General features: G+C 38.4%; 15 protein-coding genes and 1 pseudogene. 10 read left to right on the forward strand and 6 right to left on the reverse strand.

Features of this window, described 5'->3' with window-relative positions:
• Positions 1 to 393 precede the first annotated feature (393 nt).
• From E5672_RS18790 to E5672_RS18800, 3 genes are all read left to right on the forward strand, one after another.
• Entirely contained in the window at positions 394 to 654 is a 261-nt protein-coding gene (locus E5672_RS18790; protein WP_136783727.1) for a hypothetical protein, read from the forward strand.
• A 92-nt stretch (positions 655 to 746) separates the two neighbouring features.
• Complete coding sequence (locus tag E5672_RS18795; protein ID WP_136783728.1) at positions 747 to 1,028, forward strand: pyocin activator PrtN family protein; 282 nt, start codon at positions 747 to 749, stop codon at positions 1,026 to 1,028.
• Between the two features lie 40 nt (positions 1,029 to 1,068).
• Positions 1,069 to 1,758, forward strand: coding sequence for a sce7726 family protein (locus E5672_RS18800; RefSeq protein ID WP_240692288.1), 690 nt, complete (start codon positions 1,069 to 1,071; stop codon positions 1,756 to 1,758).
• Here the strand turns inward: E5672_RS18800 and E5672_RS18805 are convergent.
• The 3 genes from E5672_RS18805 to E5672_RS18815 are packed head-to-tail and all read right to left on the reverse strand — an operon-like array spanning position 1,736 to position 4,325.
• Positions 1,736 to 2,797, reverse strand: a complete 1,062-nt coding sequence (locus E5672_RS18805; protein ID WP_136783730.1) for a beta family protein — start codon at positions 2,795 to 2,797, stop codon at positions 1,736 to 1,738. The two genes, E5672_RS18800 and E5672_RS18805, sit on opposite strands and share 23 nt — an antisense overlap.
• Positions 2,797 to 3,642 carry an ImmA/IrrE family metallo-endopeptidase gene (locus E5672_RS18810; RefSeq protein ID WP_136783731.1) on the reverse strand — a complete coding sequence of 282 codons (846 nt, stop codon included), beginning with the start codon at positions 3,640 to 3,642 and terminating at the stop codon, positions 2,797 to 2,799. Before E5672_RS18810 ends, E5672_RS18805 begins: the two co-directional genes overlap by 1 nt.
• The gene (locus E5672_RS18815) at positions 3,639 to 4,325 is read right to left on the reverse strand and encodes a GNAT family N-acetyltransferase (protein WP_136783732.1); all 687 of its coding nucleotides are present in this window, start codon (positions 4,323 to 4,325) and stop codon (positions 3,639 to 3,641) included. Before E5672_RS18815 ends, E5672_RS18810 begins: the two co-directional genes overlap by 4 nt.
• 567 nt (positions 4,326 to 4,892) lie before the next feature.
• On the opposite strand from E5672_RS18815, the pseudogene E5672_RS18825 reads away from it, so the two are divergent.
• From E5672_RS18825 to E5672_RS18845, 5 genes and pseudogenes are all read left to right on the forward strand, one after another.
• Positions 4,893 to 5,839 (forward strand): annotated as a pseudogene (locus E5672_RS18825) (IS30 family transposase).
• Positions 5,840 to 5,863: 24 nt separating this feature from the next.
• A complete protein-coding gene (locus E5672_RS18830; protein WP_136783733.1) occupies positions 5,864 to 6,262 on the forward strand; it encodes a hypothetical protein in 399 nt (132 codons plus the stop codon).
• 465 nt (positions 6,263 to 6,727) lie between these two features.
• Positions 6,728 to 7,726, forward strand: a complete 999-nt coding sequence (locus E5672_RS18835) for an AraC family transcriptional regulator (RefSeq protein WP_136783734.1) — start codon at positions 6,728 to 6,730, stop codon at positions 7,724 to 7,726.
• Between the two features lie 210 nt (positions 7,727 to 7,936).
• Positions 7,937 to 8,737, forward strand: a complete 801-nt coding sequence (locus tag E5672_RS18840) for an alpha/beta fold hydrolase (protein WP_136783735.1) — start codon at positions 7,937 to 7,939, stop codon at positions 8,735 to 8,737.
• Positions 8,738 to 8,774: 37 nt separating this feature from the next.
• Positions 8,775 to 9,572 carry an acetoacetate decarboxylase family protein gene (locus tag E5672_RS18845; RefSeq protein ID WP_136783736.1) on the forward strand — a complete coding sequence of 266 codons (798 nt, stop codon included), beginning with the start codon at positions 8,775 to 8,777 and terminating at the stop codon, positions 9,570 to 9,572.
• Between the two features lie 272 nt (positions 9,573 to 9,844).
• Here the strand turns inward: E5672_RS18845 and E5672_RS18850 are convergent, their stop codons facing one another.
• The 3 genes from E5672_RS18850 to E5672_RS18860 form a co-directional block, all read right to left on the reverse strand.
• Positions 9,845 to 11,521: an AMP-binding protein gene (locus tag E5672_RS18850; RefSeq protein WP_240692283.1), complete on the reverse strand. Its 1,677-nt coding sequence runs from the start codon at positions 11,519 to 11,521 to the stop codon at positions 9,845 to 9,847.
• Positions 11,522 to 11,609: 88 nt separating this feature from the next.
• On the reverse strand, positions 11,610 to 12,440 hold the full coding sequence (locus E5672_RS18855) for an SDR family NAD(P)-dependent oxidoreductase (protein WP_136783737.1): 831 nt from the start codon (positions 12,438 to 12,440) through the stop codon (positions 11,610 to 11,612).
• A gap of 5 nt (positions 12,441 to 12,445) precedes the next feature.
• A complete protein-coding gene (locus E5672_RS18860; RefSeq protein ID WP_136783738.1) occupies positions 12,446 to 14,326 on the reverse strand; it encodes a hypothetical protein in 1,881 nt (626 codons plus the stop codon).
• 528 nt (positions 14,327 to 14,854) lie between these two features.
• Between E5672_RS18860 and E5672_RS18865 the strand changes: the two genes are divergently transcribed.
• On the forward strand, positions 14,855 to 15,886 hold the full coding sequence (locus tag E5672_RS18865; protein WP_136783739.1) for a type IV toxin-antitoxin system AbiEi family antitoxin: 1,032 nt from the start codon (positions 14,855 to 14,857) through the stop codon (positions 15,884 to 15,886).
• Positions 15,870 to 16,325, forward strand: coding sequence for a hypothetical protein (locus E5672_RS18870; protein ID WP_136783740.1), 456 nt, complete (start codon positions 15,870 to 15,872; stop codon positions 16,323 to 16,325). The genes E5672_RS18865 and E5672_RS18870 overlap by 17 nt, the downstream gene beginning before the upstream one ends.
• Positions 16,326 to 16,566: the final 241 nt, after the last annotated feature.

Consider the following 16,566-nt stretch of genomic DNA (forward strand, 5'->3'; position numbering starts at 1 on the left):
CTGAAATATCTCGTGCTTAGCAAGATAGGGGCTTTAATTCTTAAACCGCCCTCTTGCAAAAGGGCTGAGCCCCTTTGAACCCTAAATTTCTCCGAAATTTACAAAATAAAACACGCCAAACCTTTATAACCAGAAAGAATAATCTATAACAAAATGATACATATATATAATACTATTAATTAAGTTCCTGTATTCATAACTAGCCACAGAGAATATTAATGATTTCACTCACTATTTTTTTAAGAAAAATTGCAACTTTCAAAACAAGAGAGGGAAAGAAAAGTATTATTATAAACATCTGAAAGAAAAGGAAAAAATACACGCAGCCCAATCATTGATTTTAATATTTATAACCTTAATATATGTTTAGACCAAGAAACATAGGAGATAAAAATGGTTCTATTCGAAGAAATAAAAAAAGAAATAATAAGGCTTGGAAAAGCCAAATCTGCTTATATTTTAGCTCGAGCTTCAGCATCAGCTTGTAATTCTGAATATGGTGTAAGCCTTTTACAAATTTCTGTCGGACTCGATAAGAGAAACAAGTTACTTGCAGCACGACTATTTAATATTAGAAATGAGCCAGATTACAGCAATCACTCCCAACACATGATGCTTGATTGGCTTGAAAATAACGACTGGATTACACGATAAATATAAAAATAAAGAGCAAAGAAAATAATTATAAAAACTGATACAAAAAATTTAAATTGAACATTTCTTTACTCCTCAATATTGGAGTAAACATGAATAAAAATAATTACAATACTTTAACACTTCACCTTCTGTTAGGCACGTATGGAGGTAGAGTTTTAATACCGTTAGAAGAAATTTGTTATGAGATTTTTGGACTTTCCTTAAATACAGCAAAACGGCAAGCTAAAAAGGAGTTACTGCCCGTACCCTGTATAAAGTCTGGCTCAAGTCAGAAAAGCCCTTTGATGGTTAGTATTTATGATTTAGCAAACTACATGGATAAAAGTAGAGCTATTGCGTACAATGAATGGAGAAAAGCTAGAACCTTCTAATGGTTTCTACAAGCCCTGTAATCTGCGAGTCCGATAAGTGATGGTTAAAAGCAATAGAGCAAATCTCATGCTTCTTAGCTTATCGGCTTTATTACAAGCTGATAAGGTTTTGGTCTTCCTGTATAGTCACGATAAATTTGATGTAACACACTTTGATATGACGATCGTACTTAACGACACCTCAATTCGTGAAGAACTCAAGACGTTTCTCAACTCTTCTTCGATACGCCCAAGAAAAATTATTGATGAACTTCATGTACACAGAGGAAATGCAATCGCAGATGTAGTGGCTTTGTATAAGGAAGCTCATTGCTTTGAAATTAAAGGAGAAACAGACAATCTATCACGAATTAGAAAGCAATCTCAGTTTTTTGATTTAGCTTTTAAAAAGGTTACGTTAGTTACAACAGAAAATCATCTAAAACAAGCAATGATTGTTGCACCTATTCACTGGGGAATATTGTTAACTTATCAAAAAGGCTCTGTAGTTAAATTAAAGTACATTAGAAAAACAGGTAGAAATCCTCATTTTAGGAAAGACGTTGCAGCGCTCACTTTATGGAAACATGAAATGTTAGAGCTTAGTGCATCCAGTGGGCTAGAATCTTCACCTAGAGCCAATAAAAGCAGTCTATCCTCCGCACTAGCCTCTAATTTGCCAGAAAAGGCACTTAATGAGGGCATTGCGAATCTACTGGTGAATCGAACTAAAAATAGTCATTCATCATGAATTCAATGTGAAGATTAATTAGTGCCTTCGGTATTGTACTGGGTGTGACCTGTTTTCCAGTTGTTGTTCTAGCTTTTTCATCGATATACTTGTCGCCAAATGAGTATGCAGCTCCTCTAAAAAACGGCTCTGTAATCAAAATGGCAGATAAGTCATTATACTGTAAGTTTCCTCTTGGATGATTGTCGAGTGCAGCTCCACGTTTTATGTGGACTAGGTTGTCATAACTATAAATTAATCTGGGAGCAGTAACTTTACGCATCAAATTACCTTCGAATTCGATATCTGAATAGTTTGGGCTTACTGCTGTGTAATCTCCTAAAACTATATCAGGAAATTCGTTCTGCACTGAGTGAAAAATAGTCAATTCATTTCTCTCGACCGTTACTTCTTCACTTGGATTCAATAAATCCCTAATTGAAGCCGTAATTGTAGAGCCAGTAACTATCACTTCCTCAAAATCATAATCTTCTAAGATCTTCCCCAAAAAGTTTATAATCTGAGCACTCCTACTTCCGACATCAATTCCGAAACATACACGGTTATCAATAATCAAATGCATAGTTTTGAAATTACTAGCACAATCACTAATAAGATCTTCAATTTCATCATCTATCAAAGGATAAGATAGGACGTTATCCACTACTATTCGTATAGCGACTGTATCAGATTGAATTGTTCCATCTGCTTTTTTGCTATTAACTAATTCATTATGGCGTTCACTTCTATCGATGCCGATTACAGGGATAAAATAAGAATTTGCAAACGTATCTATTAGAAATGCATAGCTATCATCAGAATTAATTTGTATGCGATCATCGATATCAAAATTATCTAAATAGAAAAAATCTAATTTGCTTAGATATTTCTGATACTTAGCAAAACACTTTCCAATTGTAGACTCTAAATCTTGCCCTGTTAGATTCTCTTTTCTCGCAATATCAAAAAAAGGGTACAATTCCTCTTTTGTATGATCTTTCAACTCATCAATTGCAGCAATTTCATTTGTTTTAAACTTTAAAAAAGGTATGTAATCCATTACAAAAATTCTCTTACATCATGTTCATTTACTAAATCGGAAAATAAGTCCCAGCGATTAAGCTCCTTCCTAAGTCGCCCAGCAACAATGGCGGGATGAACTCCAATCTCTTCGGAAAATTTAATAACATTCTCAGGTGTCAAAGAGTACTTGGCAGGGCACGTTCTCCATAAGTTTTTCGGAATAAGAGAATTTAATGCAAGCTTATCAGCTTCCAACTCAATTATATTTTCGGCAGAATCACTGTCTAAATCATCTATGATTGGTGATGATAACTGTTCACTATGCAATACAAGATGTGAGAGTTCATGCATCAGCGTAAACCAAAAATTATCTACTCTACCATACCTCAAACTCATCGCTATTAGTGCCTGTCCTGATTCAAGCAAATAGCAGGCACCATCTAGATTTGCTCCTTGAAGTGATCTCTCAAAAACTAGAACAATACCTTTAGCTAATAGAATTTCTTCTAATTTTCTTAAATTACTCAGATCTTGTGTTAGCGAGGAGAGTTCTTTGAGGTCCTGTTTAGAAATTCCCTTAAACTCTACAACATTGTTTAAGGCAACAAACATAGTAGCTAGTTTCTTCGCCCTTCTAAACCACATTAGTGACAACGTAGAGTTAGAAGAATCACTTTTTCTAAACAAAGTTGGAGTGGCTATATTTTCGTGTATTTCTCTAAAAAGCTGAGCCTTTTCTATGTCTGATTTAGGTCTTTTCTGCTTTGGCAATTCATTTAATTTTTCTTTGAAAACAGCATAAGATCTCAAGGCATCTGTAAGCTTAAACTCAGATTTTGTTACTGAAAAGTCATCAATATGGTCTGATATTTCTTTTTTCATGACAGCCCCAAATATTGCTTGGCACCATCTTCAGGCATTTCATAAAATGCTAATACCCCCTTATCAAGCTCTGTACACCTAACCATACCAATTTTTTCATAGAACCCCATAGCTTTTGGTAACGCATGCAATGAGAATCCGTACCTTAAACCTAAAGTGTTAATTGCGTAATTCATAACGAGTTGAATAATTTCAGAACCCAACCCACTATATTTCTTAATTTGCATTGGGTTCGTTCTATTCCAAGGGGCTACTGCTACATATTCAATATAGAAGATGTCTCCAGGTTCAAGTGTACTCGCTTTAGGATGATATATTAGACAGACTGCTTGGGTCTTCCCCTCAACATCAAGGAAAAACCATTTATACTCTTCTGACTGAAAATGAGCTGACTTCAACAACCAGTCCCAATGCCTATCATCCAGTTGTATATCACGTTCAATCTGGGCAATTTCATCCTGTGTGAAGTCGGAGGTGGCTATGAATTCAATCAGTGAAACGTTGAACTCTTCCCAAAATTTATCGCAGTTGTTTGCTCTAACGAAATCAAGTCCAAGAAATGTTTGATAGGTTACCAATTCTCCTTTTTCATTATCTTTAATGCTCCCTGACGCAATACAGTTGTTATTGTCAGGTTCAGCTTCATCAAGCATCTTCCTGATTTGCTCAACGGTCATCCCCATCAGTAATTAATCCTTTAGTATAAGTCACTTAATGTTAACATAAGAGCCCACATTCGCCCAATTCCCTCTACCATTTATCCCCTTTTATCCCCTAAAACAAACCAAGCGAAAGCAAACTATTGTTTTTCATATCAATTTTAGTTAAATCAGTCCAATCCAGCATTGGAGCGACAGAGAAGCGCCTGTCGATAGCAGGCCTAACACAATTCTCATTTAAAACCTTAATATTAGGCACTTACAGCATTCCTCAAATAATCACCAATGCCACAAGCATTGGACTTTTCACGGTTTTTAGTCCCCATAAAGGGAACGCGGTGCCCAAATGGTGGAATAATTTTCCGCTTTGGCGCACCCTTTACAATAGGTCAAATAAGATGGCTAATATTAGCATAACTAAGGGAACGAGAAAAAATGGAGTTTCCTATACAGCAAGGGTTAGACAGAAGCAAAGTGGCATTATTACGCCCGAATTCAGATAATAAGTGCACCACTCATGGTTAAACGGTGAGAAGAGATCAACTGCCTGTTGGTGGTACTCTGTAATAGCTAAAAAAAAGGGTAGTTACCATGAGTTACAAACAGTTGATCGAGGGACAACGATACCAGATAGAAGCCTACTTGCGCTTGGGTTTCAGTTATCGGGAGATTGGAAAACGTCTGAGAGTGAGTCACAGCACTATCAGTCGGGAAGTCAAACGCAATCGAATTCGTGACAGCCATTACTTGCCTGAAGTGGCTCAGAGGAAAGCAATGAAACGACGATGTCACGCCGCAAAGTTCAAACTGCCGCAACTGACGATTGCTTTTGTTGAGTTCGGACTTAACTAGAAATGGAGTCCTGAGCAGATAGCTGGCGTAGGCAAAATTATCGGTCATCACGTTAGTTACGAGTGGGTTTATAGGTATGTCAGACTTGATAAATTACGCGGTGGTAAACTCTATAAACACCTACGGCAGAGCCACCGAAGATACCGTAAAGGTAACCGCGCGAAGCGTGTGATTATCTCGAATCGCGTGGGTATAGAGCATCGCCCCGCGTGAATAAGAAAAAGCGGTTCGGAGTCTGGGAAGCTGACACGGTTCTGGGTAAACAAGGAACGGGCGCGATTGTTAGCTTGGTCGAACGCAAAAGTAAGCTGTATCTGATATGTAAAGTACCAGCGAAAAGTGCAGCCGATGTGGCGCGGGCCATGGTTGGCATGCTGTGGAAATATCGAAGTCATGTTAGAACTATTACGGCTGACAACGGCAGCGAATTCTGTGACCACGAGTTGGTCGCAGAAAAGCTTAGAACTGATATCTACTTCGCAAACCCGTATTCATCCTGGGAACGCGGATTGAAAGAAAACTTCAACGGTATACTGCGCCAGTACATCAAGAAAGGCATCGATTTACGGACGGTAACAGATAGGCAAATTAGCGAGGTTGAACGGGCGTTAAATGCCAGACCGAGAAAATGTCTCGGCTTCAGACAGCCCATCGCGGTATTCAATGAATTACGCAAGGCTGCCTAATTTAGCGAGTGGTGCACTTCGGAGTTGAATTCACGGAAAGATGAAATAAAAGAAGAATTAGGCATCAATCTCGCTAAATCTATATTAGATGCTAGCTTATCGACGAGAGACAACTTGGTTAAAACGCTTTCTTCAATTTCCGTTGTCTCAATACCAGCTTACATTGGCGCACTTAAAGTTTTCCCCACCTCAATTGAATCGTTTGAAGTCGGGTTAAAATTACTACCTGTATTGTGCTGGGCTCTCGCATTATCTATTTGCTTTGTGATTCTTTTCCTGAAAGCCGTTGTGTTTGATTTTAAGAATATACAAGTAATAATTGAAACTCATTATGATGTCGCGAAAAAGGCTAAAACGAAAGCACTATTTGCAGTCGGGCTACACATCGCTGGTTTGGTTCTAGCATCATATATATTTCTATAAATGCATAACAAGCGCTGCAAAGGACAAACTGCGGGTCGCTTCCGTCACAATTAGTTTCACTCTGTTTTGCCACTGAGCTAGGCGTTGGGCATTTCTTTATTGGCCATGGTCGTTTCTTCATTTGGTTGTGTGACGAGTCTATGAATTAGATTCAATATTGAAAAAGAAAATCGCAAACCATTGTGATATGAGTGAATCGCAGGCTTAACATTAGCGTCACCTAATGTTTAGATACTTTGCGAAGCTCTAAGTATAGATTGGATCTGCTCTGAATTTACTTTACTTCTTCTAAAGAGATTAAATGATCAGGTTAGCGCAGATAACTCATTAGAAGACTTCTGTCGTACTGAGAATATCAATTAACTTTCTAGATATTTCTAACATTAATGCGTCAAAAATATTATTGTATTTGTTCTATGGCGCAGATAAATTGTCCACTTACGCATATTGGGTGGAGGAAGACTAATGCCATATGCACCAAGTATAGGGCTCAGTGGTATAGATTATCTAATAAGAGAATACGGCCAAGACAGTGATAATTTACTTATAGAAGTTGGAATTGACCCTGAGGTACTAGTAAGGGCAGAAAGCCAGATTGACGGACAATTATTTATCGATGCTATTGAGAAACTCGCTAGAAAATTAAATCAGCGTTACTTAGGTATTCAACTCGCAAAGATTCAAGGGGCAACTGTGTTAGGCCCACTATGGTTTCTGCTTAGAAACTCTGCTACTGTTCAAGAATCCATCGACAGCCTGTTGTTAAATTATCCTTCTCATACTGATATTTCTTATTTTTCCACACAATTGCACTCCAGAGGTCTCATACTTACGTATGATATAAATCCACAAATTGGCGGAAACCATACACAAGCGATTGATCTTGGGCTAGCAATTTGGTGTTTATCATATAGGCGTTATATTGATCCTAAATGGCAACCGAAGGCGATATATTTGAGAACAACTCAACCTTATGATTCAAATGCTTATCATGAAATATTTGGAGAATCGATTTACTTTGACCAAGAAATAAATGGTATAGTCATAAGCGATGATGAGTTAAAGATACCAATAAAACAAGCTAGCCCTTTAAGAAAACAATATTATAAAAGACAACGGCAGCAATATGTAGACCTCAATCCACGCTCAACAATAGTTCAAGTCGAACACGTAATACATGCGAACTTGACTTCTCATTGTTGCAATTTAAATTTTGTTGCGCTGTGTTTAGGATTAAAACCTCGAACATTGCAACTACACCTACAAAAGCAAGGCGTAAAATTTTCTGAGTTGCTTAATAAGGCGAAGTTAGCCCTAGCTATTAAATATTTAACACACTCAAATTTATCAGCAACTGAAATATCTCAAAGACTACACTTTAATGATTCAGCTACATTTACACGCTTTATAAAAAGGCACAGTGGCAAAACACCCAAACAACATAGATTAAAGTGCGTGCGATAAACACATCACATGTTGATTACCCTACCTTTACTCTGAAAGGTGAATTGTAAAAACCACAATCACTTAAGTCTTTATCAAAGCTTTCATCCTGCTTTTATATTTTGCGCAAATAGTCAAACTATATGCGTAAAAAATCAATTTTAAATTTAGGTTATTTGTTAGCTTTAGTACATGAACAGTTAGAGACAAGCTAATAATAGAGAGTAATAATTGGCCAAACAACGTCTGCTAGTTAATGATACAGAAGTTATTATTGATGGTGATGGAAATGACACCATTTTAATGATACACGGCTGGCCTGATAATTCTGAAATATGGAACAATCAAGTTGCGGCATTCAGAACACACTTCCGCTGTGTGAGATTTACTCTTCCTGGATTCAGCTCGACTGATACTTGCATTTCGCCAAGTTTAGAAGAACTGATTGAATTATTTAAACAAATAACAGTAAGTGTTAGTCCTAACAAACCAATCATTTTAATGATTCACGACTGGGGCAGCTTATTTGGTTACCACTTTTACAATCAATATCCTGATCTCATTGCAAAGATTATAAGTGTCGATATAGGAGATTGGAAAAGTTGGCAGGACAATAGCTCATTATACACGAAGTCATTAGCCTTTATGTATCAAATTACTCTAGCATTGTCGTGGAAAATTAACGGCTTGCTTGGCACATCAATTACTCACTTGTTAGCACATATGTTTGGCAGTCCTACTCATAAAAGGCATATCTCAGCCAACATGAATTACCCGTATTGGTATTTTTGGTTTGGCGGTAGACAGAACTATAAACGGCAATTTAGAGACTTCAACCCCAGTTGCCCGTTCTTATTTATCTATGGTGAAAATAAACCAATGTCAGGTCACGACAGTCAATGGCTGTCAATTCAAACAGCCAAATCCGGTAATGAATCACACTCTATTAAAGCTGACCACTGGCTTATGAATAAAGCCTCTAGTCAGTTTAACGAGATTGTGTGGACGTGGTTAAAAAAGAACTCCAATTAGGTTCCTAGCACGAGTTATACATTCTAAGGGAATAAATATGCGAAAAGTGAAAGATAGATTTTTTGATGTACCTACTAAAAGCCTGACTTCATCTGTAGGGGAGGTGCAAACTCCAATTAAGTTTTTCGATGCAAGTAATGTCCATGCGTTTTTTCTGTGTTCACGCAAGGCTGTAGAAAAACACTTAGAAGGTACAAATTTAAAGCCAGGGCTAAGTTTTGGTAAGTACACCGTGGTAACCGTTTCATTTTATGAATACCGGAATTCAACAGTCGGGAGATACAATGAAGTTGGCGTTGCCCTACCGGTTTTAAAGAAGAAAGCTAGAGCACCATTGGGAGGGATCACCGACTTGTTTCGAGGAATAGAAAATAGGGAATTGTGCTACTATATTTTAGATTTGCCGGTCACTACCGAATTCGCTAGTGAAGCTGGGATTGAACTTTGGGCACTGCCAAAATTTAACACAGGTATCAGCTTTGACCTAACTAGAAACCGCTTCGATGGGGTTGTCTATGAACCAAACTCTAACAACCAAATCTTGTCACTAAAAGGAAGCCTTGGTTCTGGTTTGACGGTTCCGCCATTTAGTATTTGCCTTTACTCTATAGCGGATAATAACTTATACCGCTCAATGATAGATGTTAGAGGACGAGTAAAACTTTCACTCAATTCAGGGCTTATACTCAAAATTGCAGATACTGAAAATCCAATGGCTATGAGAGCTAAATCTCTTGGCTTAGATGGTGCAAAAGCGGTAGCAGTTACGACCACCGATAAACTGCATTCGTTGATGTATGAAATAGTTAAAGTTGGCGAACTTAATCACTCTTAAATACCATCAGGTCACAAATTGCTAAGTTAAAGGTGTTGGGACCTGAATGCTTTTCATGTTTCGATTTAAACAACACTTTTACTTGGGTGATAGTCATCGCTAAATTGTAGTGGTGTGATTACCAAGGGATACTGACGGTATAAGTACCAAGCGATTTTGACGTAATCACACTAATCCAACCAAATATATTAAGCGAACGAAACAAAAAAACTCATCTCCCAATTTAAAACCTTTAATGCGCCGTTGTATGTTAAATGTTTAAGTAATTAGCCTCACTCGTCATTCAAATCAGACTCCCAAAGCACCACTTGTCCTTTTAACTCACCAAAAAGGTTGAAATACTTATTGTGTAATACGTGTCTTTTTATTTTTAGTGTTGGGGTCAGTGTATCATTTTCTGGTGTCCAAGCCTCATCAACGACAACGATGGCGCCCACTTTTTCGTGACTTTCTAACTGCTTATTGACCTTTATTAACGTTTCATTTAGTGAATTAGCAACTTGTCTTCTTGGTTTATTGGAAGCCCCTTCAGACAATACCACTAAGGCGATGGGAGCCGCCATACCAGAACCTATAATACATAACATTTCAATGTGCTTATCTTCAGCCAATTTCTTTTCAATAGGTATGGGCGATACAAATTTTCCTTTTGCAGTCTTAAAGTTATCTTTTACTCTCCCTAGAATAGATACTGCTCCTGTTACTTCATCTATCTTGACTAAGTCACCCGTTTTAAAAAATCCATCAATGGTAAAAGACTCTTTAGTCGCCTGCTCATTTTTATAATAACCATCAAATAAACCTCCGCTTTTAAACAAAAGCTCTCCGGCCTTTGATACTTTTACCTCACAGCCAGGTAGCACGTGACCAATGCTACCTAGAAAAGCTTGATTAAAAGGCATATTGCCAATGGCATATATACAGTTTTCGGTCATGCCCCAACCTTCACATATATTCAGTCCAACTCTCTGATACCAAGAAAGAAGGTGTGGTGATATTGGAGCGGTTCCTGTCGCAACTATGCGTGTATGCTCTAACCCCAGTCCTCTTTGTATTTTTTTTCGAATCACTGCAGAAATAAATGGCGTGGACAATAAAAAGTTTAACTTTTTATCTCCAATACTATCTACGATCTTCTTCTGAAACAGACTCCAAAGGCGCGGAACCGATAAAAACACAGTGGGTTTTGCAAACATTAAATCGTCTACAAAGTATTCAAGTGATTCAGTGAAATATAAGGTCATATTTGCCTGATATGCAGCTCCTTCGACAAAACAACGCTCTGTAATATGCGCCAGTGGCAGGTAAGATAACATTCTGTCTTCAGGACAAAATTCCATTATTTTAGTTATATTATTATTTGCCCAAGCATATGCACGAAAGCTTATCATCGCTCCTTTTGGATGACCTGTACTACCTGAGGTGTAACTCAATGTCATTAAATCGTCTAGCTCTGGCTCATATGGCACTAGACAACTAACACTTGTGCTGTCCTGTTTGATATCCTCCCAACTAAATTGACAATCCAATGACTCATATCCCATAGATATGCTTAGTATTGAGTTATCTACTCCAGCTTTTGCCTCCTCAGGGCTATCTAATTTGCCAATAAAAACTGCTTTTGACTCTGAATGGTTCAACACATATTTAACTGTTTCAGCATTAGCTGATGGATAAATTGGCACACTGATCATTCCTGAACGCACAATTGCTAAATCTGCGATAATCCACTCGGCGCAATTTTTAGCGAAAATAGCGATCTTGTCTCCTCTTTTAAGCCCTAATTTATTTAGGAACGCGGATATATTTTCAACTTTTTTCTGTATCTGCTGCCAGGTATGTGTTTCGATTACTCTATTTTTAGGTTGGTGCAAAAAGACTTTATTTGGAGTCTTCTTTGCCCAGTGGTTAAGCCAATCAACCGGCGTCATTTTTTCAGGTGTAATCATTTTTAAGGTCTTAATTTTATTGTTACGGTAATTTACCTAGTTGGTTAGTAGAAAAAGAGCCTTCTTAGGCTCTTTTCTCGACTCAGCTTTACTCGGTGAGCCCCGCTTTAATCACGTCATTTGCTGCTAACTTGGCCAGAATAGACTTAGGTAACACTTTATTTGCCCAATACCCAGCTTTTGCCTTAGTGCCCGTCATTACCATGCACTTTCCTTTTTTAATTGCCTTAACAATGTCATTGGCAACCACATTGGGTGGCGAACCGTCATTTTGATACTTAGCATTTAAATTGGCGATTTGCTTAGCTGTAAACGTTAAATGTCCGGTAGGCAATAAATTAGTATTGATTAAACCAGGATGCACACTCATGACCTTTATATTGCTATATTCAAGCGCAAGCTCTGTTCTAATTGCATCTGTGAAACCTTCAACGGCCCACTTTGAAGCGACGTATGCAGATTGAAAAGGAAATGGTGTTTTTGAAGCTATAGATGACATATTTACCAGATAACTAGGGGACTGTTTCGACCGCATTTTATCTAGAAACAACTGGCAACCATTCACTACTCCCATGATATTGACCTGAATGGTTTTATTCCAAGTAGCCTCAGTAGTCTCTTCTAATCTTGACAAAAATGCCACACCCGCATTGTTAAAAACAATATCTGGGCAACCGTGCTTGTGAATAATATTTTCTACTAGGTTTGAGTATGCGTTTCTATCTACTACATTTAACTCATAGGTATAAATGACTTGGTTTAATTGAGAAACCTCGTTTGCTAAAATATTCAACCCTTCTATATTAATATCAGTAGCGATAATACGGCATCCTTCTTTTGCAAACGCGATACAAGTTTCAAAACCAATTCCAGAACCAGCGCCAGTGATAAACACCAATTTGTTCTTCAAATCTTTCATAAAAGTTATTCCCCTACATTTTTTGAGATTTGCTCGAACTTTTCGGGCTTAGCGATTGCCCTTCCTTCTGGATTTATACAAAAGAATGCAGGCAAGCCATCTTCATGAGCATAGGCAGGTAAATTGGAGTTACTGGTACAAACTTGACCGTCTTTGGTGAATTCAAAATCTCTAAACCAAACGACTCGACTAGGCATCGGATAAGATATAAACCTTTCTTCTTTAGGGATATATCTAAGTACCCGATCTGAATTATTAGCTGCAATCCAAATATCTCCAGTATGCTCATGAACATTTAGAGCATAAGGAACTTCATATTCGTTTTTTGATAGCAGCGGTAATTGGATGTTTTCAAACTGTTTTGTTGAAGGATCAAAGCGCATTAGAACACCTTCATCAAAAGAAGGAATCCAAAGGATACCATCTTTATCAAAGCGCATTCGTCTAGGCCCTTTGTATGGCGTTTCATATTCCGTTATTTCTAGTGTTTCAGGATCGATATGACCAATTTTGTTATCTAGTAGCTTTGCATACCACACACCACCATCCGTTGGATGGATATCAATACCATATGGCCAGTTAAAGATTTGGCGGCCACCATCTAGAGTTTTATGGTGAGAAAGCGCTATCTGATAATTTTCTTTAGGCCAGTTAGAAGCTATCTTTAATACAGTTCCCATAAACATATCCGTCATCCATTTTAAGAAGCCATTTGACGGCAATTTTATTTCAGTAAACTCTTCTTCATCTGTATCAAATTTCAGTACCATGTTAGAGCCAAGTACAGTAAACCAAACATCATTATTTTTATCTTTTCGGATGGTGTGAGAGTAGATCCCTTTTCGCCATAAAAAGCCTCTCGGGATAGGGTAAAGTTGCCATTGTTTTGTATCAGGATGAAAGCTAATTAGTACACTAGATAATGCGGCGGTAAAGAACATACGACCATCGTCGATTTGTACACCACTATGAGGGCCATGGTGACCTGTAAATATCCCTATGGGTAGTTGAGCCCCCTCAAAGTTACCTCCCTCTGGCAAATCCTCCGTTCCAGGAATCTTATGTAAAGTCACTTTATCTGTAACACGGTCTAACTCATAAATGGTATCGCTTCCTTCATCAATACCGTATAAATTACCGTTCTCCCCAACAATAGTATCGTGCAAAAATGACATAGGAGTCGCTACTAGCCATTCATGAATAGTGGCTTGAGCTAACTCTGGTGAGTAATCTAGTGTTTGAATAACTTCAACAGGTGAGCCGTCAAAACCATCAAACAACAGGTCCTTTATTTTGTGATGCTCTTCCTCTGTAATAAACGCGCCATATCCTTCCATTCTTTTTATACTCATACTCCAAGCATCTTTATTCCTTGGAACACGTGTAATAGAATTACCCAATTGATGACAGTAATTACATTGGCTAATAACAGCTCCACGCGTTTCTTCGTCATCTAATTTTAGCTTAGTCACATGAGCAGAGGCGGGTAAAGAATCTGAGACTTCCTGAGCTGACTCCATCTTTTCCAAAATAATCAGCTGCTCGGCTACAGTATTTTCGTTCAACTCTAGTGGCAAGTTGTTATCTCTGTAATATGGGCTCCGACCTCTGAGCGTTGTCTTTCCAACAAAGTCCGTTTGCAACTTAAAATATCCTGTGTGGTCAGTGTATGTGCTAAGTTTTTGAGTTCGTTCTTCATTCCACAAACTAACAATTGCACCCGCAATGACTTGTTGGCCTTCGGTCATAACGCGACCAGATATTTCTGCAGCATAAGAGCTAAAGCTGACCAAATTTGTATAAGTAATAATTAGAGCTGCGAGCAGTAAATTCTTATGAGAGTAGAAGCACGAAACATTTTTTGTGTGATTAATTTTACAGTCCATCTTCGGTCCATGTTAATTATTTGTGATAAAAATTAACAAATTAAAAATTGAGTAATTTGATTTATCGCGCAAAATTTTTGATTATTTACGTGAATTGATAATATAACCTTCGATGTACTTGATCTCGGGCTGAGTTAATTCGCCATACAAGAACTCAGTTTTATCGCAAAAATTTTTTTCTTAACACCCAAATAATTATTCATACAATCCGAAGCAATAGCGGCACTTATTCGGCAAGAGGATGTGTTTTTTCCCTACGCCCCTTTACCAAAAAAAGACTGCCTAGAAAGCGATAGCGCACAAGGGGCAGTATAGAGAATGCAGCGGCGGCAATTCTAATACATGCATCGATATTACCAGGTGAATCTACGACAGGGTAAGAGAAGCCAAAACTTGAGATGCACTGTACTCAGTACCCCGTTGTTGAAGCGGCCCCCTTACTCCCCTAAAAATGTTAGACACGAATGTCTTTATTGTTCATTAAATATCAATGTTCAAAAAAAGTGAACAGTTAAAAATAATGAACAAATGGATAACTTACTAGCTGAAGCTGCGAAACTGTTAGCCGCAAATACCAAGCTAAATGTCACTTATACGCATCACAATGCCCGAAATACTGAGGAAACGGACGGACAACTGACGATCACTCACGGAAACCAGAAACATACTTGGTGTGTGGAAGAAAAGGAGGGGCTTACTCGCCACAGACTACACAAGCTTCAACTAGAAAAAATAGTTTTTAACAACAAAAAAACACTTATAGTCACAACCTATATCAATGAGAACATTGCCGAGCTTTGCCAGGAATTGCAAATCGATTATCTCGATCTGGCAGGTAATGCACACCTCAACATACCTCCCTTTTATATTGATATCAGAGGCAAGAAACCACCTAAAGAGCATCAAATACAATATGCGAGAAAGCTAACAGGAAAAGCGTTTCAACCTAAAGGCATGAAACTGGTCATGATGTTGTTATTGAAGCCTGAGCTTGTTAATCAGCCAATGCGGGTACTTGCGGAGCAAGCTGAAATTGCTTTAGGCACGGTAAAACAAGTTTTAGATGACCTTAAGCAACTCACATTTGTTCTCGAAAAAGGAAAAAAGGGATTCGTCCTCAACGAAAAAGATCTGCTTCTAACGCGATGGCTGGACGCTTATCCACACAACATGGAAGCAAAACTGGAGCAAAAGCTATATGTGCCTCAGAATATAGAGCAGCTTCGTAACGCACCACTAGTTAAGTACGGAGCACTCTGGGGCGGAGAGGTCGCCGCTGATGCCTATACTCATTACCTTACCCCCAAAACATATCAAATATATGCTGATACTGAAGCACATAAAGCCCTATTAAAAACGTTCAGGCTACGCCGATTACGTGCTGAAGAGACAGACGTTAATATACTGAAAATTGTAGAGCCGCCTGTGGGAATCGATAAAATTAGGGGTGAGTTACCTGGCTATATCGCACCATTGCTAGTCTATGCTGAACTACTCAACAGCGATGACCCTCGCAACCTTGAAACTGCCAAAAGGATCTACCATGACCACCTCGCTTGATGTATCCGAAAAACTGCCCAAAGGGCTTGTCGAGGTATATAGTCAAATTCACGGTATTGCCGAAGAGCTACGTGTGCCGTTGCTAATTGTAGGGGCTACTGCACGGGATATTATCTTAGTTCACGGCTATAACGCTGCTATCGAGCGCGGTACGAAAGATGTGGACTTTGGTATCGAAGTGCAGAATTGGGCGCATTACGAAGTGTTACGAACTGCACTGATAGAAGCGGGATTTACACCGCACTCGAAGAAGGCACATCAACTAGACACGACTGACAGTGACGGCTTGCCTTGGGAAATCGACTTGATCCCGTTTGGTGGGGTCAGTGACGATAACGACCAGATCGCTTGGCCGCCAAAACAAGATTTTGTTATGAGCGTGCTAGGGTTCGATGAAGTCTATCAAAACGCATGGGACGTTACCCTGTCAAAAGGTTGATATAACAAAGTACACTGTCGCAGGTTATGAAGAAGCCGACATACTCATAGAGATTATAAAAGATAGGCTAAATGGAGTATAAAACCATCGGTTGTTTCTGGATATTTCCGTCAATATTCTTACACTGAGGAACACAATAAGAATACAACGAATGTCACTTTTTACCGAAATCCCCATATATATCAAGGCGTTTTAAAATTAGGCGTAACTATCCAACATTGGAGCGACAGTGAATTTGCGG

This window comes from Alteromonas portus (assembly GCF_005117025.1).
Classification (GTDB): domain Bacteria; phylum Pseudomonadota; class Gammaproteobacteria; order Enterobacterales; family Alteromonadaceae; genus Alteromonas; species Alteromonas portus.